Source organism: Sphingomonas trueperi (assembly GCF_040545665.1).
In the GTDB taxonomy this organism is placed as follows: domain Bacteria; phylum Pseudomonadota; class Alphaproteobacteria; order Sphingomonadales; family Sphingomonadaceae; genus Sphingomonas; species Sphingomonas trueperi_B.
This window is the reverse complement of record NZ_JBEPMH010000001.1, coordinates 649,500-665,788: the sequence shown is the minus strand read 5'-3', so window position 1 is coordinate 665,788 and position 16,289 is coordinate 649,500. Positions and strand designations below refer to the sequence as shown.

The following is a 16,289-nucleotide window of genomic DNA, read 5'->3' as shown; positions in this document are numbered from 1 at the left end:
CGTCTTTCGCACCCTGCTGCCGCTCCCTAGATTGGCGGCGTGATCCCCGTCGTCCACCATCCCGATTATGTCGCGCCGGCGCCGGCGGGCAGCGCCTATCTCTGGAACAAGAACGGCCTGGTCCGCGACCTGCTCCAGGCAGAGGGCACCCGCATCGCCTGGCATGCGCCCGAGGCGATGCCGCCGCGCTGGCTCGAGGCGGTGCACGATCCCGACTATGTCGCCGAAGTGCTGGAGGCGCGGGTGCCGCCGCACAAGACCCGGCGGATCGGCTTCCCCGTCACGCCCGCCGTCGCGCGCCGTTCGGAGCGGGTGCCTGGCGGCACCTTCCTCGCCGCACGGCTTGCGCAGGCCGAGGGTTATGCGGCGAACAGCGCGGGCGGCAGCCACCATGCGCTGGCCGATACCGGCGCCGGCTATTGCGTGTTCAACGACCTCGCCATCGCGGCCGTGCGCCTGACCGAAGAAGGCCGTGCCGCGCGCGTGCTGATCGTCGACTGCGACGTGCACCAGGGTGACGGCACCGCGGCACTCACTGCCGGGCGGTCGGACATCGCCACCTATTCGATCCATGCCGAGAAGAACTTCCCTGTCCGCAAGGCGCGCTCCACCCTCGATGTCGGTCTGCCTGACGGGACGGAGGACGCTGCCTATCTCGAAACGTTGGAGGCAACGCTGCTGCCGCTGCTCGCCCAGTTCGATCCCGACCTGGTGCTGTACCAGGCCGGCGTCGATCCGTTCGCCGACGATCGACTGGGGCGGCTGGGGCTGAGCGGAGCAGGGCTGGTCGCGCGCGATCGCTGGGTGGCGGAGACGCTGCGGCGGCGCGGCATTCCCTTCGCCAGCACGCTGGGCGGCGGCTATGGCAGCGATGCGCTGGAGGTCGCGCGGCGGCATGCGACGTCGATCCTCACGCTGGGCGAGGCGGCGCTCGGCGACGCTTGCAACGCACGCAATCAAGGCGCATCTGACGCCGCATGAGCCACTATCCCGCGCTTCGCCTCCGCCGCTCCCGGGCTTCGGCCTGGAGCCGTCGCCTCCATGCCGAAACGGTGCTCACCCCGGCCGACCTGATCTGGCCGGTATTCGTGACCGAAGGGACGGAAGAGGAGCCGATCGCAGCGCTTCCGGGCGTCTCGCGGTGGAGCCTGGCCGGCATCGTCGACCGTGCGCGCGAAGCCCGAGACCTCGGCATCCCGTGCCTGGCGCTGTTCCCCAACACGCCGCACGCCCTGCGCACCGAGGACGGCCGTGAAGCGGTCAATCCGGACAATCTGATGTGCTGCGCGATCCGTGCGATCAAGGATGCGGTCCCCGAAGTCGGCTTGCTGACCGATGTCGCGCTCGATCCCTATACCAGCCACGGCCATGACGGCATCGTCGATGCCGCCGGCTATGTCCTCAACGACGAGACCTCGGCGGTGCTGGTCGAGCAGGCGCTGGTCCAGGCGCAGGCGGGCGCCGACATCGTCGCGCCCAGCGACATGATGGACGGCCGTGTCGGCCAGATCCGCGCCGCGCTGGAAGGCGACGGCCAGGTCAATGTCCAGATCATGGCCTATGCCGCCAAATATGCGAGTGCCTTTTACGGGCCGTTCCGCGACGCGGTCGGCAGCCGCGGGCTGCTCAAGGGCGACAAGAAGACCTACCAGATGGATCCCGCCAATGCCGAGGAAGCGCTGCGCGAAGTGGCGCTCGATCTGGCCGAGGGTGCGGACAGCGTGATGGTCAAGCCGGGCCTGCCCTATCTCGACATCGTCACCCGCGTGAAGAGCGCGTTCGAAGTGCCTGTATTCGCCTATCAGGTCTCCGGCGAATATGCCATGATCGAGGCCGCCGCAGCCGTCGGCGCGGGCGATCGCGAGGCATTGGTGCTGGAGACGTTGATGGCATTCAAGCGGGCGGGATGTTCGGGCGTGCTTACCTATCACGCGCCGCTGGCGGCTCGGTTGCTCGGCGCGTGATCGAGACGGCGCGGCTGCTGTTGCGGCCGCCCGAGCCGCGCGACTTCGACGCGCTCCACGCGATGTGGAGCGATCCGGAGGTGATGCGCGATCTCGGGCCGGTGAAGACCCCGGCGCATAGCCGGGCGACGATCGCCCGGCATCTCGGCTATGGGCCCAGCCACGGGCTCGGCTTCCAGGTCGTCGAGCGGCGGGAGGACGGCACGGTGCTGGGCTTTTGCGGCTTGAAGCCCGGTGCGCCCGACACGCCGATCGCCGGCGAGCTCGAGATCGGCTGGATGTTCGCGCGCGCCCATTGGGGCAAGGGCTATGCCCGCGAGGCGGCGGCAGCGAGCCTCGACTGGGCCTGGGCGCACCGCGCCGAGCCCCGCGTGGTCGCGATCACCTCGGCGTCCAACCTGCCGAGCCAGGCGCTGATGGCGCGGCTCGGCATGCGCTGGTTCGCCGATTTCGAGCATCCGGTGCATCCTGAAGGCCATCGCTTGCGTCCCAGCGTCGCCTTCGCCATCCCCCGGCCATGATCGAGACCGAGCGACTCCTGCTGCGCGGGTGGACCGACGCCGACCGCGCGCCGTTCCACGCCATGTGCACCGATCCGCGCGTGATGGCCTTTATCGGGCCGGTGCAGTCGCGCGCGGAGAGCGATGCGGGCATCGACCGGCAGATCGGTTTTCTCGGCAGCCATGGCCATTGCTTCTGGGCGATCGAACGGCGGGAAGACGGCCGCTTCCTCGGCTTTTGCGGCCTCAAGCCGGGTGCCGCCGGCACCCCGATCGAAGGCGAGGTGGAGATCGGCTGGCGGCTCGCGGTGGAGCATTGGGGGCAGGGCTATGCCGCTGAGTCCGCGCGGGCGAGCCTCGCCTGGGGCTGGCAGCATCTCGACGTGCCGAGCATCTCCGCGATCACGGTTGAAGAAAATGCCCGCAGCTGGGGGCTGATGGAGCGGCTCGGCATGCAGCGCTCTGCGGACGATTTCGATCATCCGGCCGCCATTCGCGAGCTGCGGCGCCACCGCACCTATCGCATCGCCCGCCCGTGACCGAGCTGCAAGTGCAGGCAGGTGGCGGCCGCCGCGCTTGGTTCGTGGCAGCGATCCTCGGCGGATCGTTCCTGCTGTTCCTCATTCAGCCGATGGTCGCGCGGATGGCGCTGCCGCGGCTGGGCGGCGCGTCGGCGGTGTGGAACTCGGCGATGCTCGTCTACCAGGCGCTGCTGCTGGTCGGCTATGGCTATGCGCATTGGCTGGGACGGTTCCGCGTGCGAACCCAGGCGGGCGTGCATCTCGGGGTCCTCGCCTTCGCGGCGCTTTGGCTGCCGATCGGGCTGGGGACGATGCAGGTGCCGGCGGGTGCCGAACCCGCGCTCTGGGTGCCCTGGCTGCTCGTCGCGGCGATCGGGCCGCTGTTCCTCGCCATTTCCGCCCAGGCGCCGCTGCTCCAGCGCTGGTATGCGGTGTCGAGCCATGGGCGCGACCCCTATGCGCTCTACGCCGCGTCGAACATCGGCAGCTTCGGCGGTCTGCTCGCCTATCCGCTGCTCGTCGAGCCGCTGCTGCGCCTGCGCAGCCAGAGCTGGCTGTGGACGATCGGCTATGCGCTGGTTGTGCTGCTCGTGCTCGCCTGCGCCAGCCGCCTGCCCAAAAGCGAGACGCTGCCCGCGCCGCGTACCGATCGACCCGCGACCGTGGCACGCGACTGGGCACGGTGGATCGTGCTCGCGTTGGTGCCTTCGGGGCTGATGCTGGCGACCACCACCTTCCTCACCACCGACATCGTCGCGGTGCCGCTGCTGTGGGTGCTACCGCTCGGGCTGTACCTGCTGAGCTTTCCCGTCGCCTTCCGCAGTTCGGCCTTGCTCGACGACCTGCTCGAGCGCTGCGTGCCGCTGGTGCTGCTGCTGTTCGGCGCGACGCTGGTCGCCGGGGACTCGCGGCTGGCCTATTTCAACGCCCTGATCGGCCTGGTCCTGCTCTTCGCGGTGGCGGTGGCCTGCCATGCCCGGCTCTATGCGCTGCGGCCGCCGCCCGAGCGGCTAACCGGCTTCTACCTCGCAATGGCGGTCGGCGGCGCGCTGGGGGGAGTGTTCTCGGGACTGCTGGCCCCGGTGCTGTTCGACTGGACCTATGAATATCCGCTGCTGATCCTCGCCGCCGGGCTGCTGATCCCGCAGCGCGCGCTGACCGGCGAGCTCGCGCGGCTCTGGGCGAGCCGCTACCGACTTCCCGTCGGGCTGGCGCTGAGCGCCGGGGTGGTGGCGATCGTGGTCCTGGCGCTGCACGTGCAGCTGTTGGGCCCGATCCAGATCCAGCTCGGCTTCGTCGCGGTGGCGGTGATCGGGCTGGCGACGATCGGCGCGCGCTGGCCCTTCGCCGTGGCCCTGGCGGGCGGGCTGTTCCTGTTCGGCGGCTATACCGCGATCGAGACGTCGCTGAGCGGCGCGCGGACCCGCAGCTATTTCGGCGTCTACACGGTCAGCGACCAACCCGACCAGCGCCGCTTAGCGCACGGCACCACGGTGCACGGCGTGCAGCTCAAGGGGGGCCGGGCGACACGCCCGACGACCTATTATCAGGCGGGCTCGGGCGTGGGGCAGGCGATGCTCGCGGCACCCGCGCTCTACGGGCCAAACGCCCGCATCGGCGTCGTCGGGCTCGGTACCGGTACGCTCGCCTGCTATGCGCGGCCTGCCCAATCGTGGCACTTCTTCGAGATCGACCCTGCGGTGGTTCATCTCGCCCGCGATTCCGGCAAGTTCAGCTTCCTGCGGCTTTGCGCCCCGCAAGCGCAGATCCTCGTGGGCGACGCGCGGCTGCGGCTGAGCGAACTGCCGCCGACCAGCCTCGACCTGCTCGCGCTCGACGCCTTCTCCTCGGATGCGGTGCCGATGCACCTGATGACCGCCGAGGCCTTCGCCACCTATGGCCGCGTGCTGGCGCACGAGGGGCTGCTGCTCGTCCATATCTCCAACCGCTTCCTCGCATTGGGACCCGTGGTGGCGGGTGCCGCCAAGGCCGGCGGCTGGCAGGGGCTGCGGCTGGTCCATGTGCCGAGCGCACTCGAGCGGCAGGACGAGGGTGCCGTGTCGGACTGGATCGCGCTCAGCCGCTCGCCGCGCGTATTGGCAGCGTTGAAGGCGCGCGATGGCGAGTGGCGGCCGCTCGTCGCCCAGCCCGGGTTCACCGGCTGGACCGACGATCACGCCTCGCTGGTGCCGGTGCTGCGGCTGTTCCGCGCAGCGGGAGACTAGGTGCGCCCGAGTTCGTGCGCGATCGCGACGAACTCGGCGACACTCACCGTCTCGGCGCGACGGCTCGCGTCGATGCCAAGCGTCTCCAGCGCAGCCAGCGCGCCGGGAACCGACTTGAGGCTCTGGCGCAGCATCTTGCGGCGCTGGCCGAAGGCGGCGGCCGTCACCGCCTCCAGGATGCGGAGCTGTGCGCCCTCGGGCGCCTCGCCGGGGACGATGTGCACCACCGCCGACATCACCTTGGGCGGCGGCGTGAAAGCCGAGCGATGGACGTTCATCGCGATCCGCGGCGTGCTCCGCCACTGGGCGAGTACCGCGAGGCGGCCATAATGTTCGGTCCCAGCCTGCGCGACGATCCGCTCGGCGACTTCCTTCTGGAACATCAGCGTCAGGCTCGCCCACCAGGGCTGCCATTCGGCCGAGAGCCAGCCGACCAGCAGCGCGGTGCCGACATTATAGGGCAGGTTGGCGACGACGTGCGGCTTGCCCGTGAACAGCGCTGGGGCATCGACTTCGAGCGCATCGCCCTCGATCACGCGGAGCTTGCCGGGGAAATAGCCGCCCAGCTCCTCCAGTGCGGGAATGCAGCGGCGATCGCGCTCGACGGCGGTGACGCTGGCCCCCGCCTGGAGCAGCGCACGGGTGAGGCCGCCGGGGCCGGGGCCCACCTCGAACACCTCGGCACCTGCGAGCTCGCCGGGCACCTTGGCGATGCGGCCGAGCAGCTGGCCGTCGAACAGGAAATTCTGGCCTAGCGCCTTGCTGGCGCTCAGTCCGTACCTGGTGATGACGTCGCGGAGCGGGGGGAGGGCAGTCACGCGGCGGCTTCTGCCCGGCGCTGCGCCGCTTCCGCGGCCATGCGGATCGCGGCGATCATCGCGCCGGGATGCGCGACATCCTGCCCCGCGATGCCGAAGGCGGTGCCGTGATCGGGCGAGGTGCGCACGATCGGCAGGCCCAGCGTCATGTTCACGCCGTCGTCGAAATGGAGCGTCTTGATCGGGATCAGCGCCTGGTCGTGGTAGAGGCACAGCGCCGCATCATAGCCGGCGCGGGCGCGGGCGTGAAACAGCGTATCGGCGGCATAGGGGCCGGTGGCGTCGATGCCCTCGGCGCGGAGCTGTTCGATCGCCGGTGCCAGCACCTCGATCTCCTCGCGCCCGATCGCGCCGTTCTCGCCGGCGTGCGGGTTGAGCCCGGCAAAGGCCAGGCGCGGATGGGCAATGCCGAAATTACGCTGCAGCCCCCGTGCCGTGACGCGGCCCTTGGCGACGATCAGATCGACGCTGATCAGCGACGGCACCGCCGCCAGCGGCACATGCACCGTGATCGGCACGACCCGCAGCGTCGGCCCGGCGAGCATCATCACGGCATTGTCGGCGGTGATGCCGCAGCGTTCGGCCACGAACTCGGTCTGCCCCGGATGGGTGAAGCCGATCGCGTAGAGCTGCGACTTGGAAACCGGCCCGGTCACCAGCGCGCCCGCGGCACCGGCGCTGGCGAGGCCGGTCGCGACCTCCAGCGACTGGAGCGCGATATGCGCCGTACCCAGCGAAGGCGCGCCGGCGACCACCGGACCGGTATCGCCGATCGGCAGCACCGGCAGCGCCTCTCCGAACACCGCCCGCGCCTCGCGTGGATCGCCGATCGGCGCGATCGGGCCGTTCCAGACGGCGCGCACCGCCGCGGGATCGCCCACGGCGAAGAAGGGCGCGAGACGCTCGGCCCCGCGCGCTTCCCACGCCTTGGCAGTGATTTCCGGCCCGATCCCCGCCGAGTCGCCCATGGCGACGGCGAGCGGAGGCAGAAGGGCGCCTCCCGCCGTCACGTCAGCGATATTCGATCAGCGCGTCGCGGCGCAGGTCGCGCAGCATGCGCTCGGCGCGCAGGTTGACGCGCTGGTCTTCGAGCTGCTCCTGCACCTGCTCCACCGAGGGCGTGTTGGCGGCGGGCGGATCGTCGCGGCCGCAGATCACCAGCACGCGAACGCCGTCTTCGATCGAGCCGAAGGGCTGGGTCGCCTGGCCGACCTGCAGCGGCAGGATCAGGTTCTGCAGCGCGGGCGGCAGGTCCTTGATGACGATGTTGTCGCGGTCGACCACCTCGGCGCCTTCGGCCGAAGCAACCTTGTTCACGTCACCGCAGCCGCGGATCGCCTGGGTCGCCTTGGCGAAGGAGGCGGCGCGGGTGCTCGCCTGGGCCTCGGTGGTGCCCTTGGCGAAGGCGAGCGACAGCTGGCGGAGGCTCAGGCGGGCGTCGCGCGGATCGGAGATGCCGACCTTGTGCTTGTCCGCCAGGTAGACGATCGAAAAGCCCGCCGAGAGCGGGATCGGCCCGGCGACCTGGCCCGGCTGCATTTCCTGCACGGCCTGCGCCAGCTGCTCGGGCAGCATCGCCGGCTGGATCCAGCCGAGATCGCCGCCGCGCGCGCGGGTGGAGCTCTGCGAATAGGTACGGGCGAGATAGTCGAACGGCGTGCCCGAGCGCATCTGCTCGATCATCTTCTTCATGCCGCCGGACACTTCCTCGGCGCGATCGGGCGTGGCGTTCTGATAGATTTCATAGACGTGATATTCGTCGGTGCCCTTCTGGGCAGTGAGGCGATCGATCATCGCCTTCACTTCGGTCTCGCCGACGTTCACGTTGACGCGCTTGCGCAGCAGCCGGCTCCAGGCGAGCTCGGCCTCGATCTGGCGCTTGATCGAGCGCTCGGACGAACCGATCTCGCGCAGCCAGGCGCGCATCTGCTCGGGCGTCTTCTGGAAGCGCGTGCTGACGCGGCTGAAGCTGCTTTCGATCTCGCGGGGATCGACCTTGATCTCGTTGGCCTTGGCTTCCTGGATCTCCAGCGTCTCGTCGATCAACTGGCGGAGCATCGCGAGCTTGAGCTGCTCGCGCTCCTCGGGCTTCAGGGTCAGCTTCTGCATGCCGGTGACGAGCGCGACGCGCTGGTCGACCTCGGTGCCGGTGATCACATAATCGTTGACGATCGCGGTGGGCTTGCGAACGTTGGGATCGGCCTTGCCGAAGATTTCCAGCGTGCTGGGCAGATCGAGCCCGTTGTTCACGCCGTCCTGCCCCGCAGAGGTCTGGGCGATCGCCATCGTCGCCAGGGCGGCAAGCCCCGCGCCGGCCAGCCACTTCGCACCCGTTCCCGCAATCCTGCCCACACCCATCATCACTTCAGAACGACCCTTATCCTCAAACGGGAAGCAGCGCTTATAGCGCAATTGTGCCTGAACCAAGGCTTAGCGCCGAATCCCCCCAGACCGGGTCTTTTAGCGGCCGAGGTTCTTGAAGGCGAGGGTGAGCAGATAGGAGTTGCCGCGCTGCGCGTCGCCGGTGGTGGCATAGTCGCGCCGCCAAGTGGTGCCGATGCGGAGGCAGTCGTCCTCGTAGAACAGCCCAATGCGGTGGCGGATCGGCTGGAATCCGTTGGCCAGCGCCAGCGGATCTTCGCGCTTGTCGGTGAGGTCGATCAGCGTGGAGCCCGACAGCGACCAGAAGCGCGCGAACTGCACGCGCGCGCCGAGGCGGAGCTCCTCGCGATCCTGCAGATCCTCCAGCGTCGGATCGACATTGCGGTTGAGCCGCAGATAGCCGACCGTGACATAGGTGGCACGCGAGCCCACCGACATGTCGATCTCGTTGCGGCGCACCGCCAGCCCGTCCTTGTCGAGCCGGTACCGGTGGGTGAGGCTGACGAAATCGTGGAAGCGGATCACGGTTCGCCCGACGATGTCCGACATGCGATCGGTGAGGCCGGTGCCGTTGGGGAACAAGGAGGAACGGTCGGTCAGGCGATAGCTCTGGCCGACATTCGCCTCGATGCTGATGCCCGGCAGGTAGAGCGCGTAATCGAGCCCATAGGTGAAGCGCGTCGAATCCTCGAAGCGATCATAGCCGGCGAAGCGGTTGAGCGCGAAGAGGTTGGAATCCTCCAGGTCGACGGCGCGGGCGTCCTCGTTGGGGACTTCCATGTTGGCGAGATGCGGCGCCACGACCATCTGCACGCGCGGGGTGATCCGCTGGCTGCCGCCGAGAAAATCCCCGACGAACGGCCATTTCACGTCCAGCGCGCCGGCGGCGATGCCACGGAAGCGGAAGCCGTTCTCGCCGCGATAGCTCGCCACCGTGGTCGCGATCGTGTCGGACGTGTTGTAGATATCGCCGCGGGTATAGGCGGTCAGGCTGACTTCCTGGCCCCAGTTGGTGAGACGGCGAATGCTCCATTGCGCACTGGTGAAGGCGCGCTGGGTATCTTGGCCACCGGTGCGAGTGAGCGCCAGTGTGTTGACCTGGAAGTCGAACTTGCCGCCCAGCAGCCCGTCGTCAAGGCGGCGGCGATACTCGATCTCGGGCAACGCCACCGGCTGCAGCCCCTGGCGGTCACCCACCCGCAGCGTCTGCACTGCCCAGGCATTGATCGCGAAATAGCTGTCGCTGTCGATCCGTTCGATCGCGATGTTGTTGCGCAGCCGGTCGTCGCGCGAGATGTCGTAGCGACGCAGGAAGGTGCGGTCGCTCGCCACGCGGAGCGAGGCGCGCACGTCCCAGCTGGGATCCAGCTGATAGCGGCCGACCAGGTCGAGATAGCCGCGGAAATCGTTGCGCAGCGTCGCGGGGCTGGGCGCGACGGTGAGGTCGTCGGCGCGCCGGCTATAGGTGCCATAGGCCTGGAGGCGGAAGGCGCCGAGGCTGTTGAGCTCGCGGTAATCCGCCTGTAGCATCGGCAGCGTGTCGGAGAAGACGCGCGGGGTGACGGTCAGGTCGCGATTGGGCGCGATGCTGAAGAAATAGGGCAGGGCGAGCTGCAGGCCGTTGGTGCGGCTGTAACGGGCGTCGGGGGTCAGGAAGCCCGAGTCGCTCTGGCCGCCGGCCGGATGCGAGAAAGCCGGCAGCGGGATCGTCGCGAAACCGAATACCGAGATGCGCGCACCCTTGTAGCGCAGCCGATGCCTGGCCGGATCATAGACGACGCGGTCGGCAGTGATCTTCCACGACGGCTCCTTGGGGCATCCCGAACTGTCGGAGACCGAGCAGGGCGTATAGGCGGCGTTCTCGACCGTGATGACGCCGCCGTCGTTTCGCGAACCGCGCGCCGCGGCGATGCGGCCGCCGGCTTCCAGCACCACCAGCATGTTGTCGACCACGCCGTCCTTCAGCGTGTCGGTCAGTTCGATGCTGTCTCCGTACGCAGCATCGCCCTCCGGATTGGCGACCACGATGTTGCCGGTCGCCATCACCTTGCCGGTGCGGCGGTCCCAGGTCACCTTGTCGGCGCGGAGGCGGTTGCTCTCGCGGTACATCCGCACATCGCCGCTTGCGGTGACGACGTCGCTGTTCATGTCGTAATCGAGCTGATCGGCGGTGAACTGCACCTGCTTGGGATCGTCGGGCAGCCCGCCCGGCGGCGGCGGGGCGGGCTCGGCCGGCCGGTCCTGCAGGTCGGCGGCGGGCAGCGTGGCGCCGGCAGCCTGATCTGCGGGCATGGGACGCGAATCGGGCGCCTGCTGGGCGCGTGCCTGCGCCGACAGGCACAGACCGAGCGCGGCCGGAAAGAACATGGCCTTGCGCTTCACGAAAACTCCCACCTTTATCGTCACTCCCCGGCAACGGGCATCCACGTGCCCTATCGCAGCGATTGCGGCTCCGCAACGGGAGGCGCGTTGGCCCCAACGCACATCCGGGCTAAGGGGCCCCGCATGCAGGTCGATTTCTATCACCTTACCGTGGCGCCGCTCGATCGCGTGCTGCCGTCGATCGCCGAAAAGGTGCTGGGCAGCGGCGGGCGGCTGCTGATCGTCGCCGGGGATCCGGCGCTGCGTACCCGTATCGACCAGCTGCTGTGGAGCTACCAGCCGGCGAGCTTCCTGCCGCACGGGCAGGCGGGCGGCGAGTGGGACGCCGAGCAGCCGGCGCTGATCGCGGAGACGGTTGCACCCGCCAATGGGGCAGGTAATGTCGCCTTGGTGGACGGTCTATGGCGCGACGAAGCGCTGGATTTCGAGCGCGCTTTCCATCTGTTCGACGAGGACAGCATCGGCGCGGCGCGCGTGGCCTGGCGCGCGCTGGGCGAGCGTGAGGGCGTCGAGCGGCGCTATTGGCGGCAGGATGAAAATGGCCGCTGGGCGCAAGTCGCCTGAGCTTGCATTGAAGACGCGGGAGGACTAGGGAGCCGCCACTTCCTTCCATCACCAATTACAGGAGCCGCACGGCCATGGCCGCGACCCGGACCTTTTCGATCATCAAGCCCGATGCCACCCGCCGCAACATCACCGGCGCCGTCACCAAGATGCTGGAAGAGGCAGGCCTGCGCGTCGTCGCCTCCAAGCGCATCCAGATGACCCGCGAGCAGGCCGAAGGCTTCTACGGCGTCCACAAGGAGCGCCCCTTCTTCAACGACCTCGTCTCGTTCATGATCTCGGGCCCGGTCGTCGTGCAGGTGCTCGAGGGCGAGAACGCCGTGCAGCGCAACCGCGACATCATGGGCGCGACCAACCCGGCGAACGCCGAGCCGGGCACGATCCGCAAGGAACTGGCCGAGTCGATCGAAGCGAACTCGGTCCATGGTTCGGACTCGGAAGAGAATGCCGCGATCGAGATCGCCTTCTTCTTCAAGCCGGAAGAAATCGTCGGCTGATAGGCTGAGATTTACTGGTTCGAAAAGAGCCGCACTTCCCCAGGGAGTGCGGCTCTTTTTTTGCTCTAAACCCCTCCCCTTCAGGGGAGGGGTTGGGGTGGGGCTGTGTCTCACAGAGATCAACACCGGTTTTGGAATCCCTCCACCCCAACCCCTCCTCCAAGGAGGAGGGGCTAAAATAGTGGGACTCACCGCGGCAGCGTGATCGTGGCCGTCAGCCCGCCGCCGTCGCGGTTCGCCAGCGCGATCGTGCCGCCGGCATCGTTGACGATCGCCCGTGCCAGCGCCAGCCCGAGCCCGATCCCGCCGGTATCGCGATTGCGCGATTGCTCCAGCCGGGTGAACGGGTTGAACACCGCTTCCAGCTTGTCCGCCGGAATGCCTGGGCCGCGATCGCAAACCTCGATCGTCACGCGTTCGGCCTCCGGGATCAGCCGTACCTCGGCCCCGCCGCCATATTTCACGGCATTCTCGATCAAGTTGCGCACCGCGCGGCGCATCAGCGTCGGCCGTAGCCGCATCTTCAGCCGTTCGGGCTCCTCGAACGTCACATCGTGATCGAGATCGCGGAAATCCTCGACCACCGCATCGACGAGTGCGCCGAGATCGACATCGGTATTGGGTTCGCTCGGCCGCCCGAGCCGCGCCAGCGACAGGATGTCGTCCAGCGTTCGGCTCATCTCGTCGATCGTGTCGGCCATCCGCGCGCGATCGTCCTCGTCCTCCACCGACTCGACCCGCACGCGCAGCGCCTGGAGCGGGGTGCGCAGATCGTGCCCGATCGCGCCGAGCATCCGGTCCTTCTCGTCGAGCATCGAGGTGACGCGCCGACCGAGCGCATTGTACGCGGCGATCAGGGCGCGGACGTCGCTGGGGCCGCGCTCGCGGATCGGGGCGGTGTCGTCGCCGGGGCGGAAGGTCCGTGCGGCGTCGGTCAGGGTACGCAGCGGCCGCGCGATCCTCCCGCCGACCAGCAGCACCGGCACCAGCACCACGACGTAGAGGATCAGCGTCTGCGCAGCGAGCTGCCAGATCAGGTCGAACTCGGTGCGCGGCCACGGCGTCGCGAGCGTGAGCCAGCCCTTGCCGGGCAACTCGACCGCGACCAGCATCTCCGCGCCCATCCGCCGCAGCCGCTCGGCCCGCAAGGGATCGAGCTTGGGGTCGAGCAGGCGCTGCGGGTTCACCGGGCGCAGCGCCGCCATGATCGTTCCGGCATGGAGCCCGGCATCCTCCAGCCCGCGGCGAAGGTCGCGCTCGACATCCGCCCTGCGCCGATCGGTTTCGCCCGCAAAGGGGTTCTCGGCGTGCAGCCGTACATGGGTGCGCGGATCGGAGAGGAAGCGGTTCTTCGCGGCGCCCGGCTGGCGCGGTGTCTCGCGCTGGAGGACGAGCAGGCGCTCGGCCGCATCGGCCAGTCGCGTAGTTGCGGGCGCGATTACCAAAGCGAACCGCGCCTTTTGCCGCTCGTGCAGCAACAACCCGAAATTGATCGCCTGGGCGACGAACAGCGCCGCCGCGACGAGCAGGGCGATGCGGGCGATCAGGCTGGTGGGGAGGAACCGCCTCAAAGCCGGGTGACCTCGGCCGCCAGCGTATAGCCGCCGCCCCACACGGTCTTGATGATCGAGGGGTTTTTCGCGTCGGGCTCGATCTTCTTGCGCAGCCGGCTGACCTGGTTGTCGATCGCGCGATCGAACGCCGCCGCCTCGCGCCCCTGGGTCAGGTCGAGCAACTGGTCGCGGGTGAGCACCTGGCGCGGCCGGGTGACCAAAGCGTGGAGCAAATTGTACTCGCCGGTCGACAGCGGCACCGACACGCCCTCGCGATCGACCAGCGTGCGCTCGCCGGTACGCAGCACCCAGCCGGCAAAGGCGAACGAGCCGGTCTCCGGCGCATGCTGCTTGGCACCGCCCGCCGACCAGCGGCGCAGTACCACCTTGATGCGGGCGGAGAGTTCGCGCGGGCTGAACGGCTTCACGACATAATCGTCGGCGCCCATCTCCAGCCCGACGATGCGGTCGGTCTCCTCGCTACGCGCGGTGAGCAGGATCACCGGCGTCTCGCTGGTCTCGCGGATGTGGCGGCACAGGCTCAGCCCGTCCTCGCCCGGCATCATGATGTCGAGCACCACCAGGTCGATCGCATAGGCATTGAGCCGCGCCCGCGCGCTTTCGGCATCGCCCGCCTGGGTCACGCGGAAGCCCTGCTTGGTCAGATATTGCGCGAGCGGCTCGCGGATCGAGCGCTCGTCGTCGACGAGCAGCAGGTGCGGTACTTCGGACATGGTCACCAAGGTAGCGCCTTTGTCGTCGGGGAAAAGAGCCGGGCGGGAGGGAGGAGATCCGCGGAGCTTCGCGGTGAAGCGTCAGGGGAGGTGCCTCTGATCCCGACGGGGACAGGATCGGCGATACCCGCGGCCTCCCGCCCGGCTGCTCCGGCTGGCGTCAGTTGCCGTCGGCCGGAGGAGGGGGCGGCATGTCGCCGGCGGGCGGACCCTGGCGGCCACGCCAGCCGCCGCCGCGGCGCATCTGCATCATCTTCTGCGCGGCAGCTTGGCGCTCCGCAGCGTCGATCTTGCCGTCATGGTTGGTGTCGATCCGGTCGAACATGCGGGTGGCGCGGGCCTGTTCGTCGGCGAGCGTGAGGTCGTTCTTGGGCGCCATCCGGCCGCCCATCCGGCCGCGCTGCTGCGCCATATAAGCCTCGCGCTCTTCCGGCGTGACCTTGCCGTCGTGGTTCGCGTCCATCGCGTTGAAGCGCGTCGCGACGCTGACGAGCATCTCGTCGCGGGTGACGATGCAGTCCTTGTTCTGATCCGCCATGGCGAGCGGATCGCGGCGGGGGCCGCGCGGACCGTCCTGCGGCTCGGCCTGGGCGGCAAGTGCCGAGCCTGCGAGCAGCGAGGCCCCGAGCGCGGCGAGGGTGATACGTTTCAGCATCCGGAACTCCTGGAGAAGAAGGGGTGCCGGGGGCGGGGGCAGACCCCCGGCACACGCCTTGTTTCCCCCGCCGCTGTCGCACGGGTTTGTCATCGCCCGGGGCAAAGTGTCGCAATTTGTCGTGTGCTATTCGGCGGGCGCCTGCCGGACCCGTGGCACGACCTTCCATTCGATCAGCAGCAATGCGCTCAGCGCCAGGGCTGCGGCCACCGCGAAATTGCCGCCCTGGAAGCCGCGCTCTGCCCCATAGGCCAAAGCCTGGCTGAGGAGGAGCGGCCCGAGAATCAGCGCGACGCTGCCCAGCGCCGCCATGCCGCCCTGCAGCGCGCCCTGGTGCGAAGGATCGGTCAGCCGCGAGAGCAGGGCATTGATGGAGGGGAAGGCAAGGCCCTGGAAGGCGGCAAAGGGGATGATCGCGAACACCATCCAGGTCTCCCGCGCGAAACAATAGCCGAGAAAGGCGAGACCTCCCGCGAGCATGCCGAGCACCACCGTCCGTTCCTCGCCCCAGGCGGCGATCGCTCGGCCGGTGACGAAGCTCTGGACCAGCGCCATGCAGATGCCCGAGGCGGCGAGCGAGGCACCGATCATGCGCTCGTCCCAGGCGAGCGCGATCTCGCCGAAGAATGCCCAGGTCGCCGGGTAGACCATATGTGCGAGCTGCCAGAGGAAGGCGGCAAGCAGCAGCGGCTTGGCACTCCCCGCCTCGAACAGCGGGCGGAAGGCGGCGAAGACATGGGCCTCGCGGAGGCGGAAGGGGCGGCGGCGCTCCGGCGCCATCGTCTCCGGCAGCAGGAAGAGGATCCACAGCGCATTGAGCCCCGCCAGTGCCGCTGCCGCGATGAATGGTGCGCGCGGCCCCAGGCTGGCGAGCAGGCCGCCCATCGCGGGGCCGAGGATGAAGCCGATCCCGAACGCCGCGCCCATCATCCCGAAGGTCGCGCCGCGCTTCTCCGGCGGCGTGACGTCTGCCAGCACGGCATTGGCGGGGCCGTAGACGGCGCCGGCGATCCCGGCGACGATGCGGCCGAGGAACAGCCAGCCGATCGTCGGCGCCGCCGCCATCAGCAGATAGTCGATCGCGAAGGCGGCCATCGAGGCGAGCAGCACCGGTCGCCGCCCGATGCTGTCGCCCAGCGATCCGAGGATCGGCCCGGCGAAGAACTGCGCGACGGCGAACGCCACCAGCATCCAGCCGCCGATCCGCGCGGCATCGTCGATGCTGCTATGGGACAGGGTCACGATCAGCTTCGGGAGCACCGGAAGGATGACGCCGAAGCCGATCGAATCGATCAAGACGGCGGCAAGCACGATCGGCACGGCACGGTGGTGAAACTGCATGTCGTCCCCTCCCCAGAGGGCGCCAAGCGTACCGCGATCGGGCTCCCGGCGCTACGTTGCAGCGGCCGGTGCGGGAAGTGTGAGACCAGTCAACGTCTTACCGAAGTCGGGGCGCCGCGCGGCCCACTGCAGCGCCAATCCGGTTGGGCAACA

Annotated in this window: 15 protein-coding genes; 7 read left to right on the top strand and 8 right to left on the bottom strand. The window is 68.9% G+C overall.

The features are described 5' to 3' along the window. Window positions 1–39 precede the first annotated feature (39 nt). From ABIC65_RS03030 to ABIC65_RS03010, 5 genes are read left to right on the top strand one after another with little or no spacing between them, the layout of a single operon-like run. Window positions 40–981 carry a histone deacetylase family protein gene (locus ABIC65_RS03030; protein WP_354306685.1) on the top strand — a complete coding sequence of 314 codons (942 nt, stop codon included), beginning with the start codon at window positions 40–42 and terminating at the stop codon, window positions 979–981. Continuing rightward, the gene (gene hemB / locus ABIC65_RS03025; protein ID WP_354306684.1) at window positions 978–1,964 is read left to right on the top strand and encodes a porphobilinogen synthase; all 987 of its coding nucleotides are present in this window, start codon (window positions 978–980) and stop codon (window positions 1,962–1,964) included. Before ABIC65_RS03030 ends, hemB begins: the two co-directional genes overlap by 4 nt. Further along, window positions 1,961–2,485: a GNAT family N-acetyltransferase gene (locus ABIC65_RS03020; RefSeq protein ID WP_354306683.1), complete on the top strand. Its 525-nt coding sequence runs from the start codon at window positions 1,961–1,963 to the stop codon at window positions 2,483–2,485. The genes hemB and ABIC65_RS03020 overlap by 4 nt, the downstream gene beginning before the upstream one ends. Next, window positions 2,482–3,003, top strand: a complete 522-nt coding sequence (locus ABIC65_RS03015; RefSeq protein WP_354306682.1) for a GNAT family N-acetyltransferase — start codon at window positions 2,482–2,484, stop codon at window positions 3,001–3,003. Before ABIC65_RS03020 ends, ABIC65_RS03015 begins: the two co-directional genes overlap by 4 nt. Beyond that, window positions 3,000–5,210 carry a spermidine synthase gene (locus tag ABIC65_RS03010; protein ID WP_436286695.1) on the top strand — a complete coding sequence of 737 codons (2,211 nt, stop codon included), beginning with the start codon at window positions 3,000–3,002 and terminating at the stop codon, window positions 5,208–5,210. Before ABIC65_RS03015 ends, ABIC65_RS03010 begins: the two co-directional genes overlap by 4 nt. Here ABIC65_RS03010 and rsmA read toward each other — a convergent pair. The 4 genes from rsmA to ABIC65_RS02990 form a co-directional block, all read right to left on the bottom strand. Further along, entirely contained in the window at window positions 5,207–6,028 is an 822-nt protein-coding gene (rsmA, locus tag ABIC65_RS03005; RefSeq protein WP_354306681.1) for a 16S rRNA (adenine(1518)-N(6)/adenine(1519)-N(6))-dimethyltransferase RsmA, read from the bottom strand. The genes ABIC65_RS03010 and rsmA overlap by 4 nt on opposite strands. Beyond that, on the bottom strand, window positions 6,025–7,038 hold the full coding sequence (gene pdxA, locus ABIC65_RS03000) for a 4-hydroxythreonine-4-phosphate dehydrogenase PdxA (RefSeq protein ID WP_354306680.1): 1,014 nt from the start codon (window positions 7,036–7,038) through the stop codon (window positions 6,025–6,027). The genes rsmA and pdxA overlap by 4 nt, the downstream gene beginning before the upstream one ends. Window position 7,039: 1 nt before the next feature. Then, on the bottom strand, window positions 7,040–8,389 hold the full coding sequence (locus ABIC65_RS02995) for a peptidylprolyl isomerase (protein WP_354307769.1): 1,350 nt from the start codon (window positions 8,387–8,389) through the stop codon (window positions 7,040–7,042). A gap of 99 nt (window positions 8,390–8,488) precedes the next feature. Continuing rightward, the gene (locus tag ABIC65_RS02990) at window positions 8,489–10,702 is read right to left on the bottom strand and encodes an LPS-assembly protein LptD (RefSeq protein ID WP_436286710.1); all 2,214 of its coding nucleotides are present in this window, start codon (window positions 10,700–10,702) and stop codon (window positions 8,489–8,491) included. A gap of 213 nt (window positions 10,703–10,915) precedes the next feature. Between ABIC65_RS02990 and ABIC65_RS02985 the strand changes: the two genes are divergently transcribed. After that, window positions 10,916–11,356 (top strand): DNA polymerase III subunit chi, encoded by a 441-nt coding sequence (locus ABIC65_RS02985; protein WP_354306679.1) that lies wholly within the window; start codon window positions 10,916–10,918, stop codon window positions 11,354–11,356. A 74-nt stretch (window positions 11,357–11,430) separates the two neighbouring features. Then, window positions 11,431–11,853: a nucleoside-diphosphate kinase gene (gene ndk, locus ABIC65_RS02980; protein WP_093294983.1), complete on the top strand. Its 423-nt coding sequence runs from the start codon at window positions 11,431–11,433 to the stop codon at window positions 11,851–11,853. 188 nt (window positions 11,854–12,041) lie between these two features. On the opposite strand, the gene ABIC65_RS02975 is transcribed toward ndk, so the two are convergent. The 4 genes from ABIC65_RS02975 to ABIC65_RS02960 all read right to left on the bottom strand — a co-directional run bounded on the left by ABIC65_RS02975 (window position 12,042) and on the right by ABIC65_RS02960 (window position 16,136). Beyond that, window positions 12,042–13,424: a sensor histidine kinase gene (locus tag ABIC65_RS02975; RefSeq protein ID WP_354306678.1), complete on the bottom strand. Its 1,383-nt coding sequence runs from the start codon at window positions 13,422–13,424 to the stop codon at window positions 12,042–12,044. Beyond that, window positions 13,421–14,140 carry a response regulator gene (locus tag ABIC65_RS02970; protein WP_093294987.1) on the bottom strand — a complete coding sequence of 240 codons (720 nt, stop codon included), beginning with the start codon at window positions 14,138–14,140 and terminating at the stop codon, window positions 13,421–13,423. Before ABIC65_RS02970 ends, ABIC65_RS02975 begins: the two co-directional genes overlap by 4 nt. A 160-nt stretch (window positions 14,141–14,300) precedes the next feature. Then, window positions 14,301–14,795 (bottom strand): ca2+ sensor protein, encoded by a 495-nt coding sequence (locus ABIC65_RS02965; protein WP_354306677.1) that lies wholly within the window; start codon window positions 14,793–14,795, stop codon window positions 14,301–14,303. A 126-nt stretch (window positions 14,796–14,921) separates the two neighbouring features. Further along, window positions 14,922–16,136 carry a TCR/Tet family MFS transporter gene (locus tag ABIC65_RS02960; protein ID WP_354306676.1) on the bottom strand — a complete coding sequence of 405 codons (1,215 nt, stop codon included), beginning with the start codon at window positions 16,134–16,136 and terminating at the stop codon, window positions 14,922–14,924. Between the last annotated feature and the right edge of the window lie 153 nt (window positions 16,137–16,289).